General features: G+C 70.6%; 18 protein-coding genes and 1 other RNA gene. 9 read left to right on the forward strand and 10 right to left on the reverse strand.

All coding sequences use genetic code 11. From position 1 onward, the window contains the following. Positions 1 to 82 precede the first annotated feature (82 nt). Positions 83 to 571, forward strand: a complete 489-nt coding sequence (gene smpB, locus KVA01_RS07595) for an SsrA-binding protein SmpB (protein WP_068469365.1) — start codon at positions 83 to 85, stop codon at positions 569 to 571. Positions 572 to 602: 31 nt separating this feature from the next. Here the strand turns inward: smpB and KVA01_RS07600 are convergent, their stop codons facing one another. Then, on the reverse strand, positions 603 to 2,348 hold the full coding sequence (locus tag KVA01_RS07600) for an ABC-F family ATP-binding cassette domain-containing protein (protein ID WP_141269582.1): 1,746 nt from the start codon (positions 2,346 to 2,348) through the stop codon (positions 603 to 605). A 230-nt stretch (positions 2,349 to 2,578) separates the two neighbouring features. On the opposite strand from KVA01_RS07600, the gene ssrA reads away from it, so the two are divergent. Both ssrA and KVA01_RS07610 read left to right on the forward strand, forming a co-directional pair. Continuing rightward, positions 2,579 to 2,946: a transfer-messenger RNA gene (ssrA, locus tag KVA01_RS07605) on the forward strand. Between the two features lie 172 nt (positions 2,947 to 3,118). Next, positions 3,119 to 3,931, forward strand: coding sequence for a DUF4190 domain-containing protein (locus KVA01_RS07610; RefSeq protein ID WP_068469369.1), 813 nt, complete (start codon positions 3,119 to 3,121; stop codon positions 3,929 to 3,931). A gap of 91 nt (positions 3,932 to 4,022) precedes the next feature. On the opposite strand, the gene hisN is transcribed toward KVA01_RS07610, so the two are convergent. The 4 genes from hisN to KVA01_RS07630 are packed head-to-tail and all read right to left on the reverse strand — an operon-like array spanning position 4,023 to position 7,857. Then, positions 4,023 to 4,823, reverse strand: a complete 801-nt coding sequence (hisN, locus tag KVA01_RS07615) for a histidinol-phosphatase (protein WP_141269584.1) — start codon at positions 4,821 to 4,823, stop codon at positions 4,023 to 4,025. Positions 4,824 to 4,828: 5 nt separating this feature from the next. After that, on the reverse strand, positions 4,829 to 5,944 hold the full coding sequence (gene rsgA, locus KVA01_RS07620; RefSeq protein ID WP_068469374.1) for a ribosome small subunit-dependent GTPase A: 1,116 nt from the start codon (positions 5,942 to 5,944) through the stop codon (positions 4,829 to 4,831). Positions 5,945 to 5,947: 3 nt separating this feature from the next. Next, positions 5,948 to 7,306 carry a 3-phosphoshikimate 1-carboxyvinyltransferase gene (gene aroA / locus KVA01_RS07625; protein WP_141269586.1) on the reverse strand — a complete coding sequence of 453 codons (1,359 nt, stop codon included), beginning with the start codon at positions 7,304 to 7,306 and terminating at the stop codon, positions 5,948 to 5,950. A gap of 14 nt (positions 7,307 to 7,320) precedes the next feature. Further along, entirely contained in the window at positions 7,321 to 7,857 is a 537-nt protein-coding gene (locus KVA01_RS07630; RefSeq protein ID WP_068469378.1) for a DoxX family protein, read from the reverse strand. 211 nt (positions 7,858 to 8,068) lie between these two features. Here KVA01_RS07630 and KVA01_RS07635 point away from each other — a divergent pair, with 211 nt between their 5' ends. Both KVA01_RS07635 and rsrA read left to right on the forward strand, forming a co-directional pair. Next, the gene (locus KVA01_RS07635) at positions 8,069 to 8,746 is read left to right on the forward strand and encodes a sigma-70 family RNA polymerase sigma factor (RefSeq protein WP_068469380.1); all 678 of its coding nucleotides are present in this window, start codon (positions 8,069 to 8,071) and stop codon (positions 8,744 to 8,746) included. A 4-nt stretch (positions 8,747 to 8,750) separates the two neighbouring features. Next, positions 8,751 to 9,017 (forward strand): mycothiol system anti-sigma-R factor, encoded by a 267-nt coding sequence (rsrA, locus tag KVA01_RS07640; RefSeq protein WP_141269588.1) that lies wholly within the window; start codon positions 8,751 to 8,753, stop codon positions 9,015 to 9,017. An 89-nt stretch (positions 9,018 to 9,106) separates the two neighbouring features. On the opposite strand, the gene KVA01_RS13210 is transcribed toward rsrA, so the two are convergent. The 3 genes from KVA01_RS13210 to KVA01_RS07650 form a co-directional block, all read right to left on the reverse strand. Next, on the reverse strand, positions 9,107 to 9,181 hold the full coding sequence (locus KVA01_RS13210) for a 50S ribosomal protein bL37 (protein ID WP_371858574.1): 75 nt from the start codon (positions 9,179 to 9,181) through the stop codon (positions 9,107 to 9,109). A 106-nt stretch (positions 9,182 to 9,287) separates the two neighbouring features. Beyond that, a complete protein-coding gene (locus KVA01_RS07645; protein WP_141269590.1) occupies positions 9,288 to 9,887 on the reverse strand; it encodes a GDSL-type esterase/lipase family protein in 600 nt (199 codons plus the stop codon). Between the two features lie 169 nt (positions 9,888 to 10,056). Continuing rightward, on the reverse strand, positions 10,057 to 13,911 hold the full coding sequence (locus KVA01_RS07650) for a multifunctional oxoglutarate decarboxylase/oxoglutarate dehydrogenase thiamine pyrophosphate-binding subunit/dihydrolipoyllysine-residue succinyltransferase subunit (RefSeq protein ID WP_141269592.1): 3,855 nt from the start codon (positions 13,909 to 13,911) through the stop codon (positions 10,057 to 10,059). A 305-nt stretch (positions 13,912 to 14,216) separates the two neighbouring features. On the opposite strand from KVA01_RS07650, the gene KVA01_RS07655 reads away from it, so the two are divergent. The 4 genes from KVA01_RS07655 to KVA01_RS07670 all read left to right on the forward strand — a co-directional run bounded on the left by KVA01_RS07655 (position 14,217) and on the right by KVA01_RS07670 (position 18,746). Beyond that, a complete protein-coding gene (locus KVA01_RS07655) occupies positions 14,217 to 15,674 on the forward strand; it encodes a GuaB1 family IMP dehydrogenase-related protein (RefSeq protein WP_141269642.1) in 1,458 nt (485 codons plus the stop codon). A gap of 130 nt (positions 15,675 to 15,804) precedes the next feature. Next, entirely contained in the window at positions 15,805 to 16,779 is a 975-nt protein-coding gene (locus KVA01_RS07660) for a metal ABC transporter solute-binding protein, Zn/Mn family (RefSeq protein ID WP_068469388.1), read from the forward strand. Positions 16,780 to 16,782: 3 nt separating this feature from the next. After that, the gene (locus tag KVA01_RS07665) at positions 16,783 to 17,736 is read left to right on the forward strand and encodes a metal ABC transporter ATP-binding protein (protein ID WP_082810344.1); all 954 of its coding nucleotides are present in this window, start codon (positions 16,783 to 16,785) and stop codon (positions 17,734 to 17,736) included. Between the two features lie 11 nt (positions 17,737 to 17,747). Further along, complete coding sequence (locus KVA01_RS07670) at positions 17,748 to 18,746, forward strand: metal ABC transporter permease (protein WP_082810360.1); 999 nt, start codon at positions 17,748 to 17,750, stop codon at positions 18,744 to 18,746. On the opposite strand, the gene KVA01_RS07675 is transcribed toward KVA01_RS07670, so the two are convergent. After that, complete coding sequence (locus KVA01_RS07675) at positions 18,731 to 19,699, reverse strand: diacylglycerol/lipid kinase family protein (protein ID WP_068469602.1); 969 nt, start codon at positions 19,697 to 19,699, stop codon at positions 18,731 to 18,733. The genes KVA01_RS07670 and KVA01_RS07675 overlap by 16 nt on opposite strands. After that, positions 19,696 to 20,145 (reverse strand): Fur family transcriptional regulator, encoded by a 450-nt coding sequence (locus KVA01_RS07680; protein WP_068469393.1) that lies wholly within the window; start codon positions 20,143 to 20,145, stop codon positions 19,696 to 19,698. Before KVA01_RS07680 ends, KVA01_RS07675 begins: the two co-directional genes overlap by 4 nt. Positions 20,146 to 20,208: the final 63 nt, after the last annotated feature.

The raw sequence follows: 20,208 nt of genomic DNA on the forward strand, positions 1-20,208 counted from the left end.
CGCGGCGTCGTCACCGGTTCCATGACCGGGACGCGCGAGCCGCAGGGAGGCGGACGGAGAGCAGTGGAGGAAGAACAGGCCGATGGCCAAGAAGAACGCTGACGACGGCCGCCGCATGGTGGCCAACAACAAGAAGGCGCGGCACGACTACGCCATCTTCGACACCTACGAGGCCGGACTGGTGCTCATGGGGACCGAGGTGAAGTCGCTGCGCATGGGGCGGGCGTCCCTGGTGGACGCGTTCTGCCAGTTCGACAACCGCGGCGAGCTCTGGCTCGAGCACGCGCACATCCCGGAGTACCTCCAGGGGTCGTGGACGAACCACTCGGCCCGGCGGCGTCGCAAGCTGCTGCTGCACCGCACTGAGCTCGAGAAGATCGCCGCGAAGACGCGCGAGGCCGGCTACACGATCATCCCGCTGGCCCTGTACTTCGTGGACGGCAAGCGGGTGAAGGTGGAGATCGCGGTGGCGCGCGGCAAGCGGGAGTTCGACAAGCGCCAGACCCTGCGTGAGAAGCAGGACAACCGCGAGGCCCAGCGCGCCATGCGCTACCGCAACATGCGCGGCTGAGCCCCGGGGTCCCCGCCCCGCAGCACGTGCCTCACACGGCCGGTGCCTCCAGACGGAGGTGCCGGCCGTTCCACGTGCGGCGCAGCCACCGGTCGTGGGAGGCAACCACCACGGTCCCCGGGTAGCCGGGGACGGCCGCCTCCAGCTGCGTGGCAAGCACGAGCGAGAAGTGGTTGGTGGGCTCGTCGAGGAGCAGCACGTGCGGCGGGTCCGCGAGCAGAGCGGCCAGGGCCAGCCGACGCCGCTGGCCCACGCTCAGTGCGCCCAGCGGCCGGTTCTCGTCGCGGCCGGGCAGCAGGCCGAAGGTCCCCAGGGGAACGGACTCGGCGCGGTCCTCGCCCACGAGCGCGCGGTAGGTCTCGGCCACGGAACGGTCGGGATCAGCGCCGGCCAGGGTGTCGTCCTGGCCGAGCATCCCCACGCGCAGCCCCGGCGCGCAGTGCACGGAGCCCCCCGTGGGCTGCAGCCGACCCGCGAACAGGTTCAGCAGCGTGGACTTGCCCACGCCGTTGGGGCCGGTGAGCAGCCACTTCTCCCCGGCGCCCACGGTCAGCGAGACCGGGGCGAGGCGCCCGGAGACCTCCGCCGCCGACGCCGTGAGCACGGGTCCGGACGCGCGCAGCCTGTCCTGGGCTGCGCTGTCCGCGACGGTCAGGCCCTGGAAGAACAGCTCCGGGGGAGGCTTGCGGATCTGCTCCTCCTCGAGGGCTGCCAGCCGGGCTCGGGCGTCGTTCACGCGCCGGGAGACCACGGTGGCGTTGCGGTCCGCGTAGAACTTCTTGGCCATTCGGGTGTCGGAGCGCGGGGTCCAGTCGGAGTGCCCCACGGTGTGCTGGTCCCTGGCGGCGGCCCGCAGCTTCCTCAGCCGCGCCTGCTCGTCCCGGTAGGTGCGCTCCCAGCGCTCGCGGGCGTCCATGCGGGAGAGGACGTAGCGCGAGTAGCTGCCGGAGAACCTGATCACGCCGATTCCCGTGCCCGTGCCGTCCCCCACGAGGTCGCCTGTGAGTGAGTGCGGCTGCGGGGCCGGGTCCAGGTCCACGAGCGAGTTCACTGAGGAGTCGAGGAACGCCCTGTCGTGGCTCGCGAGCAGCACAGGGCCTGGCCAGGACCTCAGCGTGCCCGTGAGGAACTCCACGGCGGAGTCGTCCAGGTGGTTCGTGGGCTCGTCGAGCAGCAGCACGTCCGGGGCGGAGAGCAGGGTCCACGCGAGGGAGAGCCGGGCCCGCTGCCCGCCGGAGAGCTCACCGGTGCGGCGGTTCCGCGGCACATCCCCGAGGCCCAGCCCGTCCAGGGTGGCAGCGATCGCGGTGTCCACGTCCCACGCGCCGGTGCGCTCGGCGGCCTCGAGCGCCTCGGCGTAGGCGGTGCCGACGCGTTCGTCGTGGGGTGCGGCGGCGAGGGCGCGGGCGGCGTCGCCGACGGCGCGCGACACCTCGCGCAGGAGCCGCACCGAGGACTCGACGGCCTCCTCGACCGTCTCGTCGAGCGCGAAGGGCGGCTCCTGGTGCAGCAGGCCCACGCGCGCCGGCGCACCGGCGGGGCCGACGGCGCGGACGGTTCCCGCGTCGGGGCGCTGCCGCCCGGCGAGGACGCGCAGCAGCGTGGTCTTGCCGGAGCCGTTCTCGCCGATCAGGCCCGTGGGGCGCCCGGAGGTGACGCTGAAGCTCACGTCCGTGAGAACACGGCGCTCGCCGTAGGAGACGGAGATCCCGTCCGCGGCCACGTGGGTGGCAGCGCGCTGGGTGGACGCGCGGGAGGCGATGTGTGGAGACGTCATGAGAGTCCGTCGATGGCCGGGCTCCCCGCCGGGCACGGGCCTCGGGCGCGGGGGTGTCAACGGGGCTCATCGGGACATGGCACTCACGGTATGCCACCCCACGGCAGGCGGCAAGGGTCTCCGGCGGGCATTGACTCGACACGGGGTGCGGACGTACTCTAATGTGTCCACGAAGTAGCGCACAGTGTTGAGTGTTGGTTGCGGCGTGGTGCTCATTGAAAAATGAATACGGGGATGATCGGTTTCGACGATGTGAGTTGAGACAGGGGAAGCGGGTCGAGGACACAGAGTTATCTCGTTAACGCTCTCTGTAAAAATATAAGTGCCAAATCGAAGCGCACTGACTTCGCTCTCGCTGCGTAAGTAGCCCGAGCAGTCTGTCAGCCCAGGTTCACCTTCGACCTGGAATCTGACATCAGCTAGAAGGTCACTGCTCTGGACGTACGTCACGGACGTCCAGGGGACTTCTACGTGACTGAGTCCGGCGGCCACTCGTGTGCGAGATGGCCGGGACTGAGAAACCTGCAAGCACACTGCACCCGGAGAAGCCCTGACAAAGCTGCATCGGACGGGGGTTCAATTCCCCCCATCTCCACCAGACGGCCCCGAGCCGGGACACCACGTCGTGTGTCCCGGCTCGGGGCTTTTCCATGCCCGGGTGACGGCACTCGACGACACGTGCGGACCGCCCCGTGCCGGGGTGGCGCGCAGGCGCGTGTGGAACACTGGTACGAGACACAGAACACCACGACCGAAAGGTGCACATCGTCATGAGCGAGCGTCCTTCCGAGCAGTCCGGCTCCTCCTCGGCCTCCCGCCCCGAGCAGCCCCAGTACGGCCAGTACTCCGACGACCGGTCACGCACCGAAGGCGCCCGGCAGCCCGACTACGGCCAGTACGGTGAGGCCTCCGGCGCCTCGCAGAGCGGTGATTCCGGCTACGGGTCCTCCGGCTACGGATCGTTGGACCGTTCGGGCTACCAGCAGCCCGGCTACGGCAGCGGCGCGAACGGTGACGGCTACTCTCAGCCGGGCTACGGCTCGCAGAACTCCGCGAACCAGAACTACGGGGACCAGAACTACAGCAGTCACAGCTACGGCCAGGGCTACGGCGTGCAGCCGGGCACGGGCGAGCAGGGCTACTCCCAGCAGGGTGGCCAGGGCTACCCTACCCACTACCAGAACGACTACACGCAGCAGCCCTACCAGCAGGGCTACAACGGCTACCAGCAGGGTCCGGTGCCGGGCAAGGGCCTGGGGATCGCCTCGCTCGTGCTGGGCATCGTGGGCATCGTGACGTTCTGGTTCTTCGGTCTCGGCGCACTGTTCGGCCTGGTGGGGCTCGTGCTGGGCATCGTGGGACTCGTCAAGATCCGCCGGTCGCGCCGTGACTCGCCGGCCCTCGCCATCGTGGGCATCGTGCTCTCGGCCCTCGCGCTGATCGGTGGCGCCCTCATGGCCGTCGTGATGTTCTGGGCGCTGGGCACGGTCGGTGACTGCGTGCAGTACGCCGAGCAGGGCTCACAGACCCAGTACCAGCAGTGCGTCAACGACAAGATGGGCCAGGACGTGTCCAACACCTGATCCGCATCCGCGCGCGCCTGCGCCGGCACGCACGCGAAGAGCCCGTCCCACCTGAACGGCGGGACGGGCTCTTTCGTGTGGGCTCGTGCGCTCAGGAGGCGCGCGTGCCGAGGGCGTCCAGCGCGGCGTCGTGCAGGATCGTGTTGCTGGCCATGGCGTTGCCGCCGAAGGGACCGTCCTCACCGGCGAGCGAGGTGAACCGGCCGCCGGCCTCGGTCACGATGGGAACGAGGGCGGCCATGTCGTAGAGGTTGAGTTCCGGCTCGCACGCGATGTCCACGGCGCCCTCCGCCACGAGGCAGTAGGACCAGAAGTCACCGTAGGCGCGGGTGCGCCACACACGGTCCGTGAGGTCCACGAAGCGGTCGCGGATGCCCAGCTCGCGCCAGCCGCCGAGCGAGGCGTAGGACAGGGAGGCGTCCTCGAGGGTCGACACCGAGGAGACCCGCAGCCGCTGCGCCTGGGAGAGCGAGCGGCCGGTGAAGGCGCCTGAGCCCTTCGCCGCCCACCAGCGGCGGTTCAGGGCCGGGGCGGACACGACGCCGAGGACCACCTCGCCGTCCTCGACCAGCCCGATCAGGGTGGCCCACACGGGCACGCCGCGGACGTAGTTCTTGGTGCCGTCGATCGGGTCGATGACCCACTGGCGGCCGCCGGAGCCGGTGGTGCCGAACTCCTCGCCGATCACGGCGTCCCTGTTGCGCACCCGCCCGAGCTGCGAGCGGATGATCTGCTCGGCCTCGCGGTCCGCGTCCGTCACGGGCGTGAGATCCGGCTTGGTCTCCACCGTCAGGTCCTGGGACTTGAAGCGCTTCATGGTCAGGCCGTCCACGGAGTCCGCCAGGGTGTGGGCCAGGCGCAGGTCGTCCGTGTGGTTGCTGGGTGCTCGCATGGCTCCTACGTTATCGCTTGTCCGAGGCGCTTTTCGTCGTCGCCCCGTTGTGTTTCCCCGCGCGAGGCCGCCAGCAGCCGGCGCAGGGACTCGAGCCGCTCCGGTGCTGCCGGGGACGCCTCGGGGCGGTGCACCCACGCGTCCAGGGCGCAGCCGGGGGAGTCCGCGGTGTGCAGGCAACCACGGGGACAGTCGGCGGTGGCGGGCACGAGGTCCGTGAAGGCGTTCAGCAGATCCTCCTCCGCCACGTGTGCGAGGCCGAGCGAACGAATCCCGGGAGTGTCCACGACCCAGGTGCCGGGTCGTGTGCCGGGCACCGTGAGGGCCAGGGCGGACGACGACGTGTGGCGCCCCCGTCCCGTGACGTCGTTGACGCCGCCGGTGGCCCGGTCCGCGCCGGTCAGCGCGTTCACCAGGGTGGACTTGCCCACCCCCGAGGGCCCCAGGAACACGCTCACGTGGCCGTCCAGCACGGCGCGCAGCCGGTCGAGGGACTCGGGGGAGATGGCCAGGGACTGCTCGTGCAGCCCGGCCTCCGGCCGCTGGCCGCGCTCGGTGGCGCGTTCCGTGGTCACCGTGAGGACGTCGAGGTCCCGGAAGTAGGACAGGAACTCGGCGGGGTCAGCGAGATCCGACTTGGTCATGCACACCACAGGGGTGATCCCGGCGTCCCACGCGGCCACGAGCCCACGGTCCACGAACCCGGTGCGCGGTGTGGGAGAGGCGGCGGCGAGCACGAGGACGAGCCGGTCCGCGTTGGCCACGATCACGCGCTCCACGGGATCCGTGTCGTCCGCGCTGCGGCGCAGCACGGTGGTGCGGGGCTCGATGCGCACGATGCGGGCGAGGGTGTCCGGCTCCCCGGTGACGTCCCCGACGACGCCCACCCGGTCACCGGGCACGATGGGACGACGCCGCAGCTCCTTGGCCCGTACGCACAGCACGGTGCGCGGGGCGGGACCGTCCTCGTCCACGACGCACGTGTAGCGGCCGCGGTCCACGGCGATCACGCGCGCCACCACGGCGTCCTCGTGCGCGGGGCGCTGCTTGGTCCGCGGACGGGAGCCGCGCTTGTTGGCGCGCACGCGCACGTCCGACTCGTCCCAGGTCCTCCCGGCCACGGCTCAGGCCTCCGGGTCGAGCATGCGGGCCCACATCAGGGGGAAGTCCGGCAGGGTCTTGGAGGTGGTTGCGATGTCCTCGACCTCGATGCCAGGAACGCGCAGCCCCAGGATCGCGCCGGCGGTGGCCATGCGGTGGTCGTGGTAGCTGTGGAACACCCCGCCGTGCAGGGGCACCGGGGTGATGACCAGACCGTCCTCGGTCTCCCGGACGTCGCCGCCCAGTGCGTTGAGCTCGGCGCTGAGGGCCGCGAGCCGGTCGGTCTCGTGCCCGCGCAGGTGGGCGATGCCACGCAGCCGCGAGGGGCTGCCGGCCAGGGCGCACAGCGCGGCCACGGTGGGGGCGAGCTCCCCGGCCTGGGAGAGGTCCAGGTCCACGCCGTGGATCTCCTCCGGCCCGGTCACGGTGAAGTGGCCGTCGTGCAGCTCCACAGTCGCGCCGAAGCGGGGCAGGATGCTGCGCCAGTGGTCTCCGCCCTGCGTGGTGTGCTCGGGCCAGTCCGGAACGGTCACCCTGCCACCGGTGACGACCGCCGCGGCCAGGAAGGGCCCGGCGTTGGAGAGGTCAGGCTCCACGGTCACGTCCATGCCAGGAAGCGAGCCAGGGGCCACGCGCCACTCCTGGGGCGAGATCTTCCGGGCGTCCGCGCCGGCCTTGCGCAGCACGTCCACGGTCATGTCCACGTGGGGCAGGGAGGGAACACCGCGGCCTTCGCCCTCGTGGTGCAGGGTGAGTGGTGCGTCGAACGCCACCGCAGCGAGCAGCAGCGCCGAGACGAACTGGGAGGAGCCGCTGGCGTCGATGGTCACGGTGCCGCCGGCCACGTGCCCCTCGCCGCGGACGCTCAGCGGCAGGGTGCCCCGGCCGTCGTCCTCGACGTGCACGCCCAGCTCCCGCAGGCCGGCGATCACCGGACCCATGGGGCGGACGCGCCCCCCGGCGTCGCCGTCGAAGTCCACGACCCCGCCGCGCAGGGCGGCCAGCGGCGGGACGAAGCGCATCACCGTGCCCGCGAGGCCGCAGTCCACGGCGACGCGAGCATCGAGGGGGCGGCCCACGGGCAACGGGGACACGTGCAGATCCGGGCCGAAGGGGCCGGGATCGGGAAGCGGGGTGATCACCGCGCCCAGCTGCTCGAGCGCGGTGATCATGAGCCTGCTGTCACGCGAGTGCAACGGCTTGCGCAGCACGGACGGTTCGGACGCCAGGGCCGCGAGCACCAGGTACCTGTTGGTCAGGGACTTGGAACCGGGCACCGCCACCGTGGCGGTCACGGGACGACCGTTGCGCCACGGGGCGGGCCAGTGCGGCCCGGTGGACTGCGGACCGGGGGAGTGCTGCGCGCCGTTGCTGGGGCTCACGTGGGGTACGGCTCCTAGTTCGAGACGGCGTCCTGCACGGCCTTCTCGGCCTGCGCGATCTTCTTCTTGGTGTCCTTGCTGACCTTCGCCGCGTTCTTGCGGACGTCGTCGGCGAGGTGGCTCGCGCGCCACGCCAGGGACGGGTTGCCCGAGGTGTCCACGGCCACGATCATCACGGCACCGAGCAGGGACACGTTCTTGAGCAGGGCGGCCCGGCGGGCCTCCTTGCCCTCGCGGGTGCTGGCGTCCGCGGAACGGTACTGGCTGTAGCCGTTGAGCGCGGTGGTGCCGAGCAGCACGGTGGAGGACAGGCGCGGCAGCTTGCTGATGGCCAGCAGGGATGCGGCACCCACCTGGGCGGCGGCAATGCCCTGGGCGACGACGGCGCGGTTGGCGGTCACGGGGCGCAGCTGCGGCGCGACGGACTCGACGGCCTTCAGCACGGGATCCAGCTGCTGGGCGGCGGCGGACGAGTTGCGGAACGCATCCACGCCTCCGGCGATGAACCCGGTGGCGAGCAGCGGGCGGGCGAGACGACGAACAATGCTCATGGTGCTCCTCCTTACGGTCCCGGCATTTCCGGGAAGGCATGCTGCCCATCCTATCGGCCCGCACGGGGGGATCTGCCGGGAATACCCGCCCGCGGTCGCCGTGTTATCCCCCGTGAACAGCGCATGCCCCGCCGGGGCGCCGTACAGCACACGAGCCGCGGGAGGCGGGTGAACACCTCGAATGACGGCCCTGACCTTAGACTTGGCTGCGATGAACGATCAGCGAAGTGATGAATCCCGCGCCGTGGACCACCCGGAAGAAGTGCCCGCGGGCGAGGAGTCCACGCAGCAGCGCCGGGAACGGTTCGAACGCGACGCCATGCAGTACGTGGACCAGCTCTACGCCGCAGCACTGCGCATGGCGCGCAACCCCGCGGACGCCGAGGACCTGGTGCAGGAGGCGTACACCAAGGCGTTCTCCGCCTTCCACCAGTACAAGCCCGGGACCAACCTCAAGGCGTGGCTGTACCGCATCCTCACGAACACCTACATCAACCTGTACCGCAAGCGTCAGCGCGAACCGCGCCAGGCCAACACGGACACGGTCGAGGACTGGCAGCTGCACCGCGCGGAGTCGCACACCTCCACGGGGCTGCGATCCGCGGAGGTCGAGGCCCTGGACCACCTCCCGGACTCGGACGTCAAGCGCGCCCTGCAGGAGCTGCCCGAGGAGTTCCGGCTCGCCGTGTACTTCTCGGACGTCGAGGGGTTCGCGTACAAGGAGATCTCCGAGATCATGGACACGCCCATCGGCACCGTGATGTCCCGGCTGCACCGCGGCCGCAAGCTCCTGCGCGAGAAACTGGGCGACTACGCCCACGAACGAGGATTCGACACCTCCAAGGCCCGCAAGGCCAAGGACGGCGCACCAGCGAAGGATCGAGGCTAAAACAATGACCGAGAAACCGTGCCACAACGGCTGCACGGAGAAACGCATCCGCAGGATCTACGAGTACCTGGACGGGGCGCTGACCACCGAGGACCTCGAGGAGATCCACGCGCACCTCACGGACTGCCCGGAGTGCTCGCGCGAGTACGACCTGGAGTGCGTCATCCGCTCGGTCATGAAGCGCTCATGCTGCGAGACGGCACCCACCCAGCTCAAGCGCTCGATCCTGGCGCGCATCGACGCCCAGTGCAACGAGCACCCGGTGGCCTGAACCGGCTCGATCCGGCGGCGGAGGCCCGACATGCAGAACGCCCGTGACCACGATGGTCACGGGCGTTCCGTGGTTCGAGTGCAAGAACCTCAGGAGTTGGGCCGCTTGCCGTGGTTGGCCGAGTTCTTGCGACGATCCTTGCGCTTACGTCCACGCTTGCTCATGATGTACCTCCTGCATTGATTGGCTGGGACATCGTCCGCCAGTATCTCACATCCGCGGCCGGTCGTGGGCCACGGCTCCGGGCGCGCCCGGGGGCGGCGGCGGGGTTCAGCGGGGTTCGGGCAGCTGCAGCCAGGAGTACCAGCCGCGGTGCAGCACGAGCCACGCGATCAGGCCGTATCCCGCCTGCCCGGGCGTGCCGTGGTTGGCCGCGAGGTCCTTGCGCCACTGCTCGTGGTGCTGCAGCGGGTTGAACGTGTCCACGTACACGTGGTTGCGCCGGGTGGTGACGTCCCCGTAGGCCGCGGAGAGGTCCGCGATCTTGCGGTTGCGCTGCGGGTCCAGTGTGGGGGGAGGACCCACCACGAGCACCTTGACGTTGTTCTGGGTGGCCTGGTCCACGATGTTCGCCATGTTCAGGCGGGAGCGGGCCGAGGTGATGCCGAGGTCGATGTCCAGCGCGGACGGGGCGATCACCAGGCGGTTGTCGCACGCGGGGTCGAAGCGGCGGACGGCCTCGTCGAACCAGCGCTCGTTGAGAGTCTCGCTGCCCTCACCGGGAGCCGCGAGGTTGTACGCGTCCACGGGGACGACGTCACGGGGGGTGCGTGCCAGAACGCGGCCGAACCAGCCGAGCGCGCGGGGGTCGTCCACGCCGGCCAGCAGTTCGTCTCCCACGGCCACAATGCGGATCCTGCGTTGGTCCACTCTTCTACATCCTTCGGATTGCCGCGCGGACCTGGGTGGCCGCGCTGTCGTCGATCCCCCCGCTGCCACGGACTCGACCAGGCCGGGTGCGGAACAGCGGAGGATCCGTTCCGGTGCCCCGGCGTGCGGTGTGCCCCGGCCCGCAACCGGAGCGCACCGCACGGGGATCTCACTCGCCGCGGTCGAACGCCTGCTGCACGAGGGTCTCCAGCTCGGCGGCGTGGCGCTTGGCCGAGCCGTTCGCGGGGGAGGCTGAGGCAGGGCGCGAGGCCAGCGTGACGGGGCGGTCCAGCTGGGGCACCAGGTTCACGGCCATGAACGGCCACGCGCCCTGGTTGGCAGGCTCGTCCTGCGCCCAGATGATGCGCGCATCCGGGTAGCGGTCCAGCTGCGCCTTGATCTCGTCCGTGGGCAGCGGGTAGAGCTGCTCCACGCGCACGATCGCGGTGGAGTGGTCGTCGGACTTCTTCCGCTGCGCCGCGAGGTCGTAGTAGAGCCGTCCGGAGACCAGGATGACGTCCGTGACCTTGGAGTCGTCCAGCTCGGCCACCTCCGGGATCACCGGCTGGAAGTTGCCGTGCGTGAAGTCCTCCACCGGCGAGGCCGCGGCCTTCAGGCGCAGCAGCTGCTTGGGCGTGGCCACGACCAGCGGGCGGCGGGGACGCGAGTACGCCTGGCGCCGCAGCAGGTGGAAGTGGTTGGCCGGGGTGGAGGGCTGCGCCACGATCATGTTCTTCTCCGCGCACAGCGACAGGAAGCGCTCGATGCGGGCGGAGGAGTGGTCCGGGCCCTGGCCCTCGAAGCCGTGAGGCAGCAGCATGACCAGGTTGGAGCGCTGGCCCCACTTCTGCTCCGCGGAGGAGATGAACTCGTCCACGATGATCTGCGCACCGTTGATGAAGTCGCCGAACTGGGCCTCCCACACAGTGAGCGCCTCGGGGCGCTCCACCGAGTAGCCGTACTCGAAGCCCAGCACGCCGTACTCGGAGAGCAGGGAGTTGTAGATCGAGAACCGTGCCTGGTCCGCAGAGAGGTTGTTCAGGGGCGTCCACTCCGCACCGTTCTCGGCATCGAAGAACACCGCGTGACGCTGGGTGAACGTGCCGCGGCGGACATCCTGGCCGGACATCCGTACCGGAACGCCGTCCATCACGAGGGAGCCGAAGGCCATGAGCTCGCCCATGCCCCAGTCGATGCCGCCCTCGAGAGTCATCTCCCGGCGCCTCTCCGCGAGCTTCTGCAGCTTACGGTGCATGGTGAAGTTCTCGGGGAAGTCCACGTGGGCCTCGCCGATGCGGCGTGCGGTCTCCTCGGAGATGGCCGTGGTCTTGGGCACGGACACCCCGGAGTCCGCCTGCTGGGCGGAGGGGCGCTCGATGTTGGCGATCGCCGCGGCATCCCCGGTGACCAGGGGAACCGTGGAGTTCTGGGCTTCGTGCGTCTCCGCGAAGACCCGCTCGAGGCGCTCCTGGTAGTCCTTCAGTGCCCGGTCCGCCTCCTCCTGGTTGATGTCACCGCGGCCCACGAGGTTCTCGGTGTAGATCTTGCGGGTGGAGCGCTTGCCGTCGATCAGCGAGTACATCAGCGGCTGGGTCATCGAGGGGTCGTCGCCCTCGTTGTGGCCGCGGCGGCGGTAGCACACGAGGTCGACCACGACGTCGTTGTGGAAGCGCTGGCGGTACTCGAAGGCGAGCTGCGCCACGCGGGTCACGGCCTCGGGGTCGTCCGCGTTGACGTGGAAGATCGGTGCCTGCACCGTGCGGCCCACGTCCGTGGAGTACGTGGAGGTGCGTCCGCCGGAGGGAGAAGTGGTGAAGCCCACCTGGTTGTTGACCACCACGTGGATGGTGCCGCCCACGGTGTAAGCCTCCAGGCCGGACATCTGCATGACCTCGTAGACGATGCCCTGCCCGGCCATGGCGGCGTCGCCGTGGACCTGGATGGGCAGCACGGGGAATTCCCCGTTGCCCTCGGGCCCGGCCCCCAGGACGTCCGTCTTGGCTCGGGCAATGCCCTCGATCACCGGGTCCGCGGCCTCAAGGTGGGAGGGATTCGCGGCCAGGTAGACCTGGGTCTCGTTGCCCTTGTCGGAGGTGAAGACGCCCTCGGTTCCCAGGTGGTACTTCACGTCCCCGGAGCCCTCGGAGCTGCGCGGGTCCTGGCTGCCCTCGAACTCCCGGAAGACCTGGGCGTAGGACTTGCCCGCGATGTTGGTGAGCACGTTGAGACGGCCGCGGTGGGCCATGGCGATGCCCACGCCGGCAAGGTCCGCGTCCGCGGCGTCGGAGATGATCGCGTCCAGCAGCGGGATCAGCGACTCGCCGCCCTCCAGGGAGAAGCGCTTCTGACCCACGTACTTGGTCTGCAGGAAGGTCTCGAAGGCCTCCGCCGCGTTGAGGCGCTCCAAGATGTGGAACTGCTCCTCGCGCGCCGGCTTCTGGTAGTCCCGCTCGAGCTTGGACTGGAACCACTCGCGCTGCTCGGGGTCCTGGATGTGCATGTACTCCACGCCCACGGTGCGGCAGTAGGCGTCCCGCAGCCGGCCGAGGATCACGCGCAGGGTGAGCAGGTTCTGGCCGCCGAAGCCGCCGGTGGGCCACTCGCGCTCTAGGTCCCACAGGGTGAGGCCGTAGGTGCGGATGTCCAGGTCCGGGTGCTTGCGCATCACGTACTCGAGCGGGTTGGTGTCCGCCATGAGGTGTCCGCGCACGCGGTAGGCGTGGATCAGCTGCTGGATCCGCGCCACCTTGTTGATCTGGATCTCGGGGTTGACCTGGTTGTCAACGGCCCAGCGGACGGGCTCGTAGGGGATGCGCAGGGCCTCGAAGATGTGGTCGTAGAAGTCGTCCCCGCCCAGCAGGTAGTGCTCCACGAGCTTGAGGAACTCGCCGGAGCCGGCGCCCTGGATCACGCGGTGGTCGTAGGTGGAGGTCAAGGTGATGATCTTGGAGACCGCGTTGCGGGCGATCGTGCGGGGGGAAGCGCCCTTGTACTCGGCGGGGTAGTCCAGCGCGCCCACGCCGATGATGCACGCCTGGCCCTTGGACAGCCGCGGCACGGAGTGAACGGTGCCGATGCCACCGGGGTTGGTCAGGGAGACGGTGGTCCCGGCGTAGTCGTCCATGGTGAGCGCCCCGTTGCGCCCGCGCTTGACGATGTCCTCGTAGGCGGTCCAGAACTGGAGGAACGACATCTCCTCGGCACCCTTGACGTTGGGCACCACGAGGTTGCGGGAACCGTCCTTGTTGGGGATGTCGATCGCGATCCCGAAGTTCACGTGCGCCGGGTGGACGGCGGCGGGTTTTCCGTCCGAGTCGTCGTAGATCACGTTCATGGACGGGAAGTTGGACAGCGCACGAATGACGGCGTAGCCCACGAGGTGGGTGAAGGAGACCTTGCCGCCGCGGTTGCGGGCGAGGTGCGAGTTGATGACCAGGCGGTTGTCGATCAGCAGCTTGGCTGGCACGGCGCGCACGGTGGTGGCGGTGGGGACCGTGAGAGAGGCCTCCATGTTGGCGGCCACGGCCTTGGCGGGACCGCGCAGCTTGACCACGGTGTCCTCCGCAGGCTTCTCCTGGGCGGCCTTCGCGGGGGACTCACCCTTGTGGTCCTCGGGCTGTGCACGGAGGGGGCGCTTGGCGGCGGCGTCCGAGCCCTCGGCGTCGGTGTCGACGCCGGCCGGGCGGCCCTTGGCCTTGGCCCCGGTCGCGGTCGGGGCGGGGGCGGCGGCGCGCTCCGGCTGGGCGGCCGTCTTCGGAGCGGTCCTGGGCGCGGCGGCGGGCTTCGCGGGGGACGACGCCGGGGCCTTGGCACCCGCGCCCTTGTCACCGGCCGCTGCGGGCCGGGACGGTGCGGACGCGGCGGCCTCCGAGGGCTTCGTGCCGCCGTCCATCTGCTCGAAGATGGGCCACCACTTCTTGTCCACCGAGTTCTTGTCCGCCTGGTACTTCTCGAACAGCTCGTCCACGAGCCATTCGTTGCCGGCGAATTCTTCAGGGATAAGGTGCTGCGGCTGCTCTGGCACGAGTGATACGCCTCTTCCGTGTGTGCTGTGTGTCCCGGGCGGCGAGCTGGATCCACTGCGGCCCGCTGATGACTCCCACGGAGCTTACCCGCCGTGGCAGACGTGAACGGCTTCGCGCACGCAAAGCCCTACCAGATTTTCAGTCTAGTGAGGGGACCGGGTGCGTGCCACCCGGCGACGCCGCGCGCGAACAGGCCCCGGGCGGCGTCGTCCCCGGCGCACGAGGGGACCCTCGCCGGGCACCGGGGGCCGCTGCGTCGTCGGCGCAGAAGGCTGCCGCCACGGAGGCCGTAGACTCCCGTGCTGTGCGCTACCTCACGAATCCCACCACGGACCTGACCTACAACGATGTCTTCCTCGTGCCCTCGATGTCCCGCGTGACGTCGCGGTTCGACGTGGACCTGACCCCGCAGGACGGCACGGGTGCCACCATCCCGCTGGTCGCCGCGAACATGACCGCCGTGACCGGACGCCGCATGGTCGAGACCATGGCGCGCCGCGGCGGCCTGGGCATCCTGCCGCAGGACGTGCCGCTCGAGGTGATCGCGGAGGTGGTCGCCTGGGTCAAGGAGCGCTCGCCGCTCTACGAGACGCCCGTGGTGCTGGACGCCTCGAGCACCGTCCACGACGCGCTGGGGATCATGCACAAGCGTCCGCACGGGGCGGTGCTCGTCACGGACGCAGCAGGCCACTACATCGGCGTGGTGCTGGACTCCGACTGCCGGGACGTGGACCGCTTCACGCAGCTGGGGGAGCTGGCCCGCGCGGACGGCCCGGTGGTCCAGGAGTCCGAGCTGTCGGTGGCCTCCGACCCCTCCGCCCTGCACACGGCCTACGAGACCCTCTCGGACGCCCGCGTCAAGGCTGCCCCGGTGCTGCGCGGGCGCGCGGTGGTGGGTCTGCTCACCCGCCAGGGCCTCGTGCGCTCGAGCATCTACCGCCCGGCGCTCGACGCCGCCGGCCGGCTGCGCGTTGGTGCGGCCGTGGGGATCAACGGGGACGTCTCCGCCAAGGCCGCGCAGCTGCTCGACGCCGGCGTGGACGTCCTCGTGGTGGACACCGCCCACGGCCACCAGCTCAAGGCCCTCGACGCGATCGCCGCGGTGCGGGCCCTGGACCCGCAGGTTCCGGTGGTCGCGGGCAACGTGGTCACCGCCGACGGCGTGCGGGACCTCGTCTCCGCCGGTGCGGACATCGTGAAGGTCGGGGTGGGTCCGGGCGCCATGTGCACGACCCGCATGATGACCGCCGTGGGGCGCCCCCAGTTCTCCGCCGTGCTCGAGTGCGCGGAGGCCGCGGCGGACCTCGGGGCCCACGTGTGGGCCGACGGCGGCGTGAAGCACCCCCGCGACGTCGCCCTGGCGCTCGCGGCCGGTGCGAGCCAGGTGATGGTGGGCTCGTGGTTCGCGGGCACCCACGAGAGCCCGGGGGAGCTCAACGTCGCCGCGGACGGGCGGGCCTACAAGGAGTCCTTCGGCATGGCCTCGGCCCGCGCGGTGCGCCACCGCACGGCGGGGGAGGACCGTTTCGCCCGCGCCCGCAAGGCACTGTTCGAGGAGGGCATCTCCAACTCCACCATGTACCTGGATCCGCAGCGCCCGGGCGTGGAGGACCTGGTGGACCACATCACCTCGGGCGTGCGCAGCTCGATGACCTACGCCGGGGCCGCGAGCCTTGAGCAGTTCGCGGGGCGTGCTGTGGTGGGCATCCAGTCCCAGTCCGGCTACGACGAAGGACGGCCCCGCTCCGAGTCCTGGTCGTGATGCGCGGCCACCTCACGCGGAGCGTTCTCAACTGTCGATTTATTGAGAATGGTTCGTGATAAGCTCGCTCGTGATTTGATGACACCGATTCTCACGGGCCTGCGCCCGGATCGCGACCGGAGGGAAGCACATGACCACAGGACCCAGCATCCGTCACCACGGCCGGACGGCGGCGGCCGTCTGCCTGACCGCGCTGTCGGGCCTCGCGATCACGGCGTGCGGTGGGTCCCAGGACGCCGGCGGCTCCGACGGCGCGGCGAAGGTCCGCGTGGTCACGTCCACCAACGTATACTCGGACCTCGCCTCCCAGGTGGGTGGTGACAAGGTCGAGGCCTCGCCGCTGATCGACTCCTCCGCCCAGGACCCCCACTCCTACGAGGCCACGCCCCAGGACAAGCTGCGCGCCGGCGAGGCGAAGCTCGTGGTGCTCAACGGCGGGGGCTACGACGAGTTCCTCTCCGGCCTCACCACGGACGACCAGCGCGTGGTGGACGCCGTGAAGGTCTCCGGGCTGCAGAGCGAGGAGCAGGCCAAGGAGTCGGAGCAGCACACCCACGCCGCGGGTGAGGAGCACCACCACGACCACGGCGGCTTCAACGAGCACGTCTGGTACGACGTCGAGAGCATGCAGAAGGTCGTCGACGCAATCGCCACGCAGCTGGGAGAGGTGGACCAGGAGAACAAGGACTACTACAGGGCCAACGCCGAGAAGGTCTCCTCCGAGCTGGGCACCGTGCGGGAGGACGTCGCCAAGATCAAGGGAACCGGCGGCTACGTGGCCACCGAGCCCGTGCCCGGCTACCTGCTGGAGGATGCCGGCCTGCACGACGACACCCCCGCGGAGTTCACCGCGGCGGTGGACTCGGAGTCGGACGCCGCACCGGCGGTATTCTCCAAGACCGTGGACCTCGTCACGAGCGACCACGTGTCCCTGCTGGCCTTCAACAAGCAGACCTCCACGGGACAGACCGAGCAGCTGCGCACCGCGGCACAGGACGCGGGCACCCCGGTGGTCGAGTTCAGCGAGACCATCCCGGACGGCAAGAACTACCAGCAGTGGATGACGGAGAACGCTCAGCACGTCGCCACGGCACTCAAGAAGTAGGACATGGATTCCAGCACCCCACCCACCGGCCACGGGCCGGACCTCCCGCTGCGCGACGTGCCGGAGCCACGCACGACGACCCCGGACCCCGGGGGGCCCGGCACGACGGCGCCCGGCGCGGCGGCAGGGCGTCGTCGTGATCCGGGGGCGCGGGCCGCCCCGGCGATCCGGCTGCGGGACGCGGAACTCGCTTTCGGCGACCGCGTGCTGTGGTCCGGGCTGGACCTGGACGTGGCCCCGGGGGAGTACCTGGCGGTGCTGGGATCGAACGGCACGGGCAAGACGAGCTTCCTCAAGGTGCTGCTGGGGTTGCTGCCGCTGACCTCCGGGACGGTGAGCGTGGACGGCCTGCGCCCGCGCGCCGCCGCCCGCCACGTGGGGTACGTGCCGCAGCAGCGCGGCTTCCCCGCGCGCACCCCGCTGCGCGCCAAGGACCTCGTGGCGCAGGGCGTGGACGGCGACCGCTGGGGGATCCGGCTGCACCCCGGCCGCGTCCGACGCCGCGTGGCCGAGCTGCTCGAGCGCGTGGGTGCGAGCGACTACGCGAACGCCCCCGTGGGACTGCTCTCGGGCGGTGAGCAGCAGCGGCTGCGCGTGGCCCAGGCGCTCGCCGCGGACCCCTCCGTCATGCTGTGCGACGAGGCCCTGCTCTCCCTAGACCTGCACCACCAGCAGGTCGTGAGCGAGCTCGTCCACGAGCAGCGGGTGCGCCACGGCAGCGCGGTGGTGTTCGTCACGCACGACGTGAACCCGATCATCGACCACGTGGACCGCATCCTGTACCTCGCCAACGGCTCCTTCAGGATCGGCACCCCGGACGAGGTGCTGCGCTCCGACGTGCTCTCTGAGCTGTACGGCACCCGCATCGAGGTGCTGCGCAGCAACGGCCGCATCCTCGTGGCGGGGCGCCCGGACAGCACGCACCACACCGACTCCCCGGAGGAACTGATCCCGTGATCCTGGCCGACATCGACTGGAGCTCGTTCGTGAGCTCCGTGTTCGTCTTCGACGACTACGGCGAGCTGCTCGCCCTCGTGCGCAACTCCCTGTGGGCCGGGGCCGTGCTTGGCCTCGTGGGCGGGGTGGTCGGCACGTTCGTGGTGATGCGCGACCTCGCGTTCGCCGTGCACGGGATCGCGGAGCTGTCCTTCGCCGGCGCGGCCGCCGCGCTGCTGATCGGCGCGGACGTGATCACCGGCTCCCTCGTGGGCTCCGTGCTGGCCGCGCTCATCATGGGCTTCACGGGACTGCATGCGCGCGAGGGCAACTCCTTCGTGGGCGTGTTGATGCCCTTCGGCCTGGGCCTGGGCATCCTCTTCCTCTCCCTCTACCAGGGGCGCTCCTCCAACAAGTTCTCCCTGCTCACCGGGCAGATCGTCTCGGTCTCCTCGCTGCAGCTCACGTCCATGGTGGTGCTCTCGGCGCTCGTGCTGGGTGTGCTGGTGCTCGTGTGGCGCCCGCTGACGTTCGCGAGCACGGACCCGTTCGTGGCCCAGGCGAAGGGTCTGCCGGTGCGTGGGCTCTCGATCCTGTTCATGGTGCTGCTGGGGATCTCTGTGGCGCTGTCCGTGCAGATCGTGGGCGCGCTGCTCGTGCTCGCGCTGCTGATCACCCCGGCCGCGGCGGCCATGAACCTCACCGCGAGCCCCGTGCGCACCGTGGTGCTCTCGGTGGTCTTCGCCGAGCTCGCGATGGTGGGCGGAATCCTGCTCGCCCTGGGCGGGAACATTCCCATCAGCCCCTACGTGACCACCATCTCGTTCCTGCTGTGGCTCGTCTCTCGCGTGGTGCGGTGGGCGCGTGAGCGCTCGTCCTCGTACCGGAGCGGGACGACGACGCCGCACGGCGCACCGACCGACGCCGGTGACGCTGCCGCGGTGGGCGGCACCGCGGCGTCGTCCGATCCGGCGGGATCCCTGACGGACGGTGCCGCCGTCCCGGGCAGCGCCGCTCAGAAGAGGACCTGAACCGCCGCGGGGAGGACCTCGACGGACACCGGCAGGGGGCCCAGCCGTTCGCCGTCGCCGTAGGCCGCGGCCTCCGGCTCCCGCGCGGTGGGCGGGGCGCCGTGCAGCGAGGCGGTCGCGGAGACCGAGGGCTCCACGGCCACCTGCGGCAGGGATAGGTGCTTGCCCACGAACAGGCGTGGGAACAGCACCGCGAGGCTCGCCGGCCCCACGTCCGAGACCGCGAACAGGTCCAGGACACCGTCCTCGGCGTCCGCGTCCGGCAGGATCGTCAGCCCACCCCCGATCGAGGACGTGTTGGCGAGCACCAGGAAGGACAGGTTCGTGTCGATCACGTGCAGCATGCCGTTCGGCGCGGTCCACGTGAGGTCGTAGCGGCGGGCCCGCATGGACACGGCCTCCAGCGCGAGGGCGACCAGGTACTTCGCGGAGGCCCTGACGCGCGGCCACGTGTTGGCCCGTGCATTGACGCGGGCGTCCAGACCCAGGCACACGGCGGTCGCGCACACGTGCTCCGTGCCGTCCGCGCAGCGCACGTGGATCAGGTCCATGGTGCGCGGGGCCGATTCGAGCCCGCGCAGCATGCGCCCGGTGGCCCGTTCGACGTCGCCCACGGGAACACCCCGGTAGCGCGCGAGGTCGTTGCCCGAGCCCGCGGGCACCAGGCCGAACGGGAACTCGACCCCCTGCAGGCGCATCGTCTCGAGGCACTGCAGCACCAGGTGCGCCATCCCGTCCCCGCCCACGGCGACCACCGCGGCGATGCTGGTGGAACGGGAGCGCAGCAGGTCCGTGAGGTCCCGGGTGAGCTGCTCCGGGGTGGCGGCGGAGACCGGGACCGGCTGCAGTCCTGCCGCGCGGATCACGCCGGAGGCACGCTCGCACGCGGTGCGGCCCGGGCGGGAACCGCCGTGGTGGACGAGCAGGACCTCGCGGGGCTGGTCCGCGCTCACCGGGCCGCGCCCGGTGCCTGGGCCCCGGCGGCGGCGCGCTGCGTGCACTCGGCACAGATGCCGCTGATCTCGATGGTGTGGTCCACGTCCGAGTAGCCGTAGCGCCGGGCGGTCTCCGCGGCCCAGGCCTCCACCTCGGGCACCTCGAGCTCCACGGCGGCCCCGCACGAGCGGCACACCAGGTGGTGGTGGTGGTGCTCCGCCTCGCAGCGGCGGTAGATGGCCTCGCCGTCCGCGCTGCGCAGCACGTCCACCTGGCCCAGCTCCGCCATGGACTGCAGGATGCGGTAGGTGGTGGCCAGGGAGACGGGCTCGTCCCGCTCCTGCAGCACGCGGTGCAGGTCCTGGGTGGAGATGAAGTCGTCCAGGTGCTGCAGGGCCCCGACGATCGCGCGGCGCTGCTTGGTGTTGCGCACTTCCGCGTGCTGGGTCTTCCTGGTGCTCACCCGGTGGTCCTTTCCCTGGCTGAATGGTGCCGCCATGGTAGCGCGCTGTTCCGACCCCCAGGA

The organism is Kocuria varians (assembly GCF_006539885.1).
GTDB classification, from domain to species: Bacteria; Actinomycetota; Actinomycetes; order Actinomycetales; family Micrococcaceae; genus Kocuria; species Kocuria varians.

Bases quoted from the DNA above. Each gene is read 5' to 3' on its own strand.
- smpB (WP_068469365.1), top strand. From the start codon at position 83: ATGGCCAAGAAGAACGCTGACGACGGCCGCCGCATGGTGGCCAACAAC.
- KVA01_RS07600 (WP_141269582.1), bottom strand. From the start codon at position 2,348: ATGACGTCTCCACACATCGCCTCCCGCGCGTCCACCCAGCGCGCTGCC.
- KVA01_RS07610 (WP_068469369.1), top strand. From the start codon at position 3,119: ATGAGCGAGCGTCCTTCCGAGCAGTCCGGCTCCTCCTCGGCCTCCCGC.
- hisN (WP_141269584.1), bottom strand. From the start codon at position 4,823: ATGCGAGCACCCAGCAACCACACGGACGACCTGCGCCTGGCCCACACC.
- KVA01_RS07630 (WP_068469378.1), bottom strand. From the start codon at position 7,857: ATGAGCATTGTTCGTCGTCTCGCCCGCCCGCTGCTCGCCACCGGGTTC.
- KVA01_RS07635 (WP_068469380.1), top strand. From the start codon at position 8,069: ATGAACGATCAGCGAAGTGATGAATCCCGCGCCGTGGACCACCCGGAA.
- rsrA (WP_141269588.1), top strand. From the start codon at position 8,751: ATGACCGAGAAACCGTGCCACAACGGCTGCACGGAGAAACGCATCCGC.
- KVA01_RS07660 (WP_068469388.1), top strand. From the start codon at position 15,805: ATGACCACAGGACCCAGCATCCGTCACCACGGCCGGACGGCGGCGGCC.
- KVA01_RS07665 (WP_082810344.1), top strand. From the start codon at position 16,783: ATGGATTCCAGCACCCCACCCACCGGCCACGGGCCGGACCTCCCGCTG.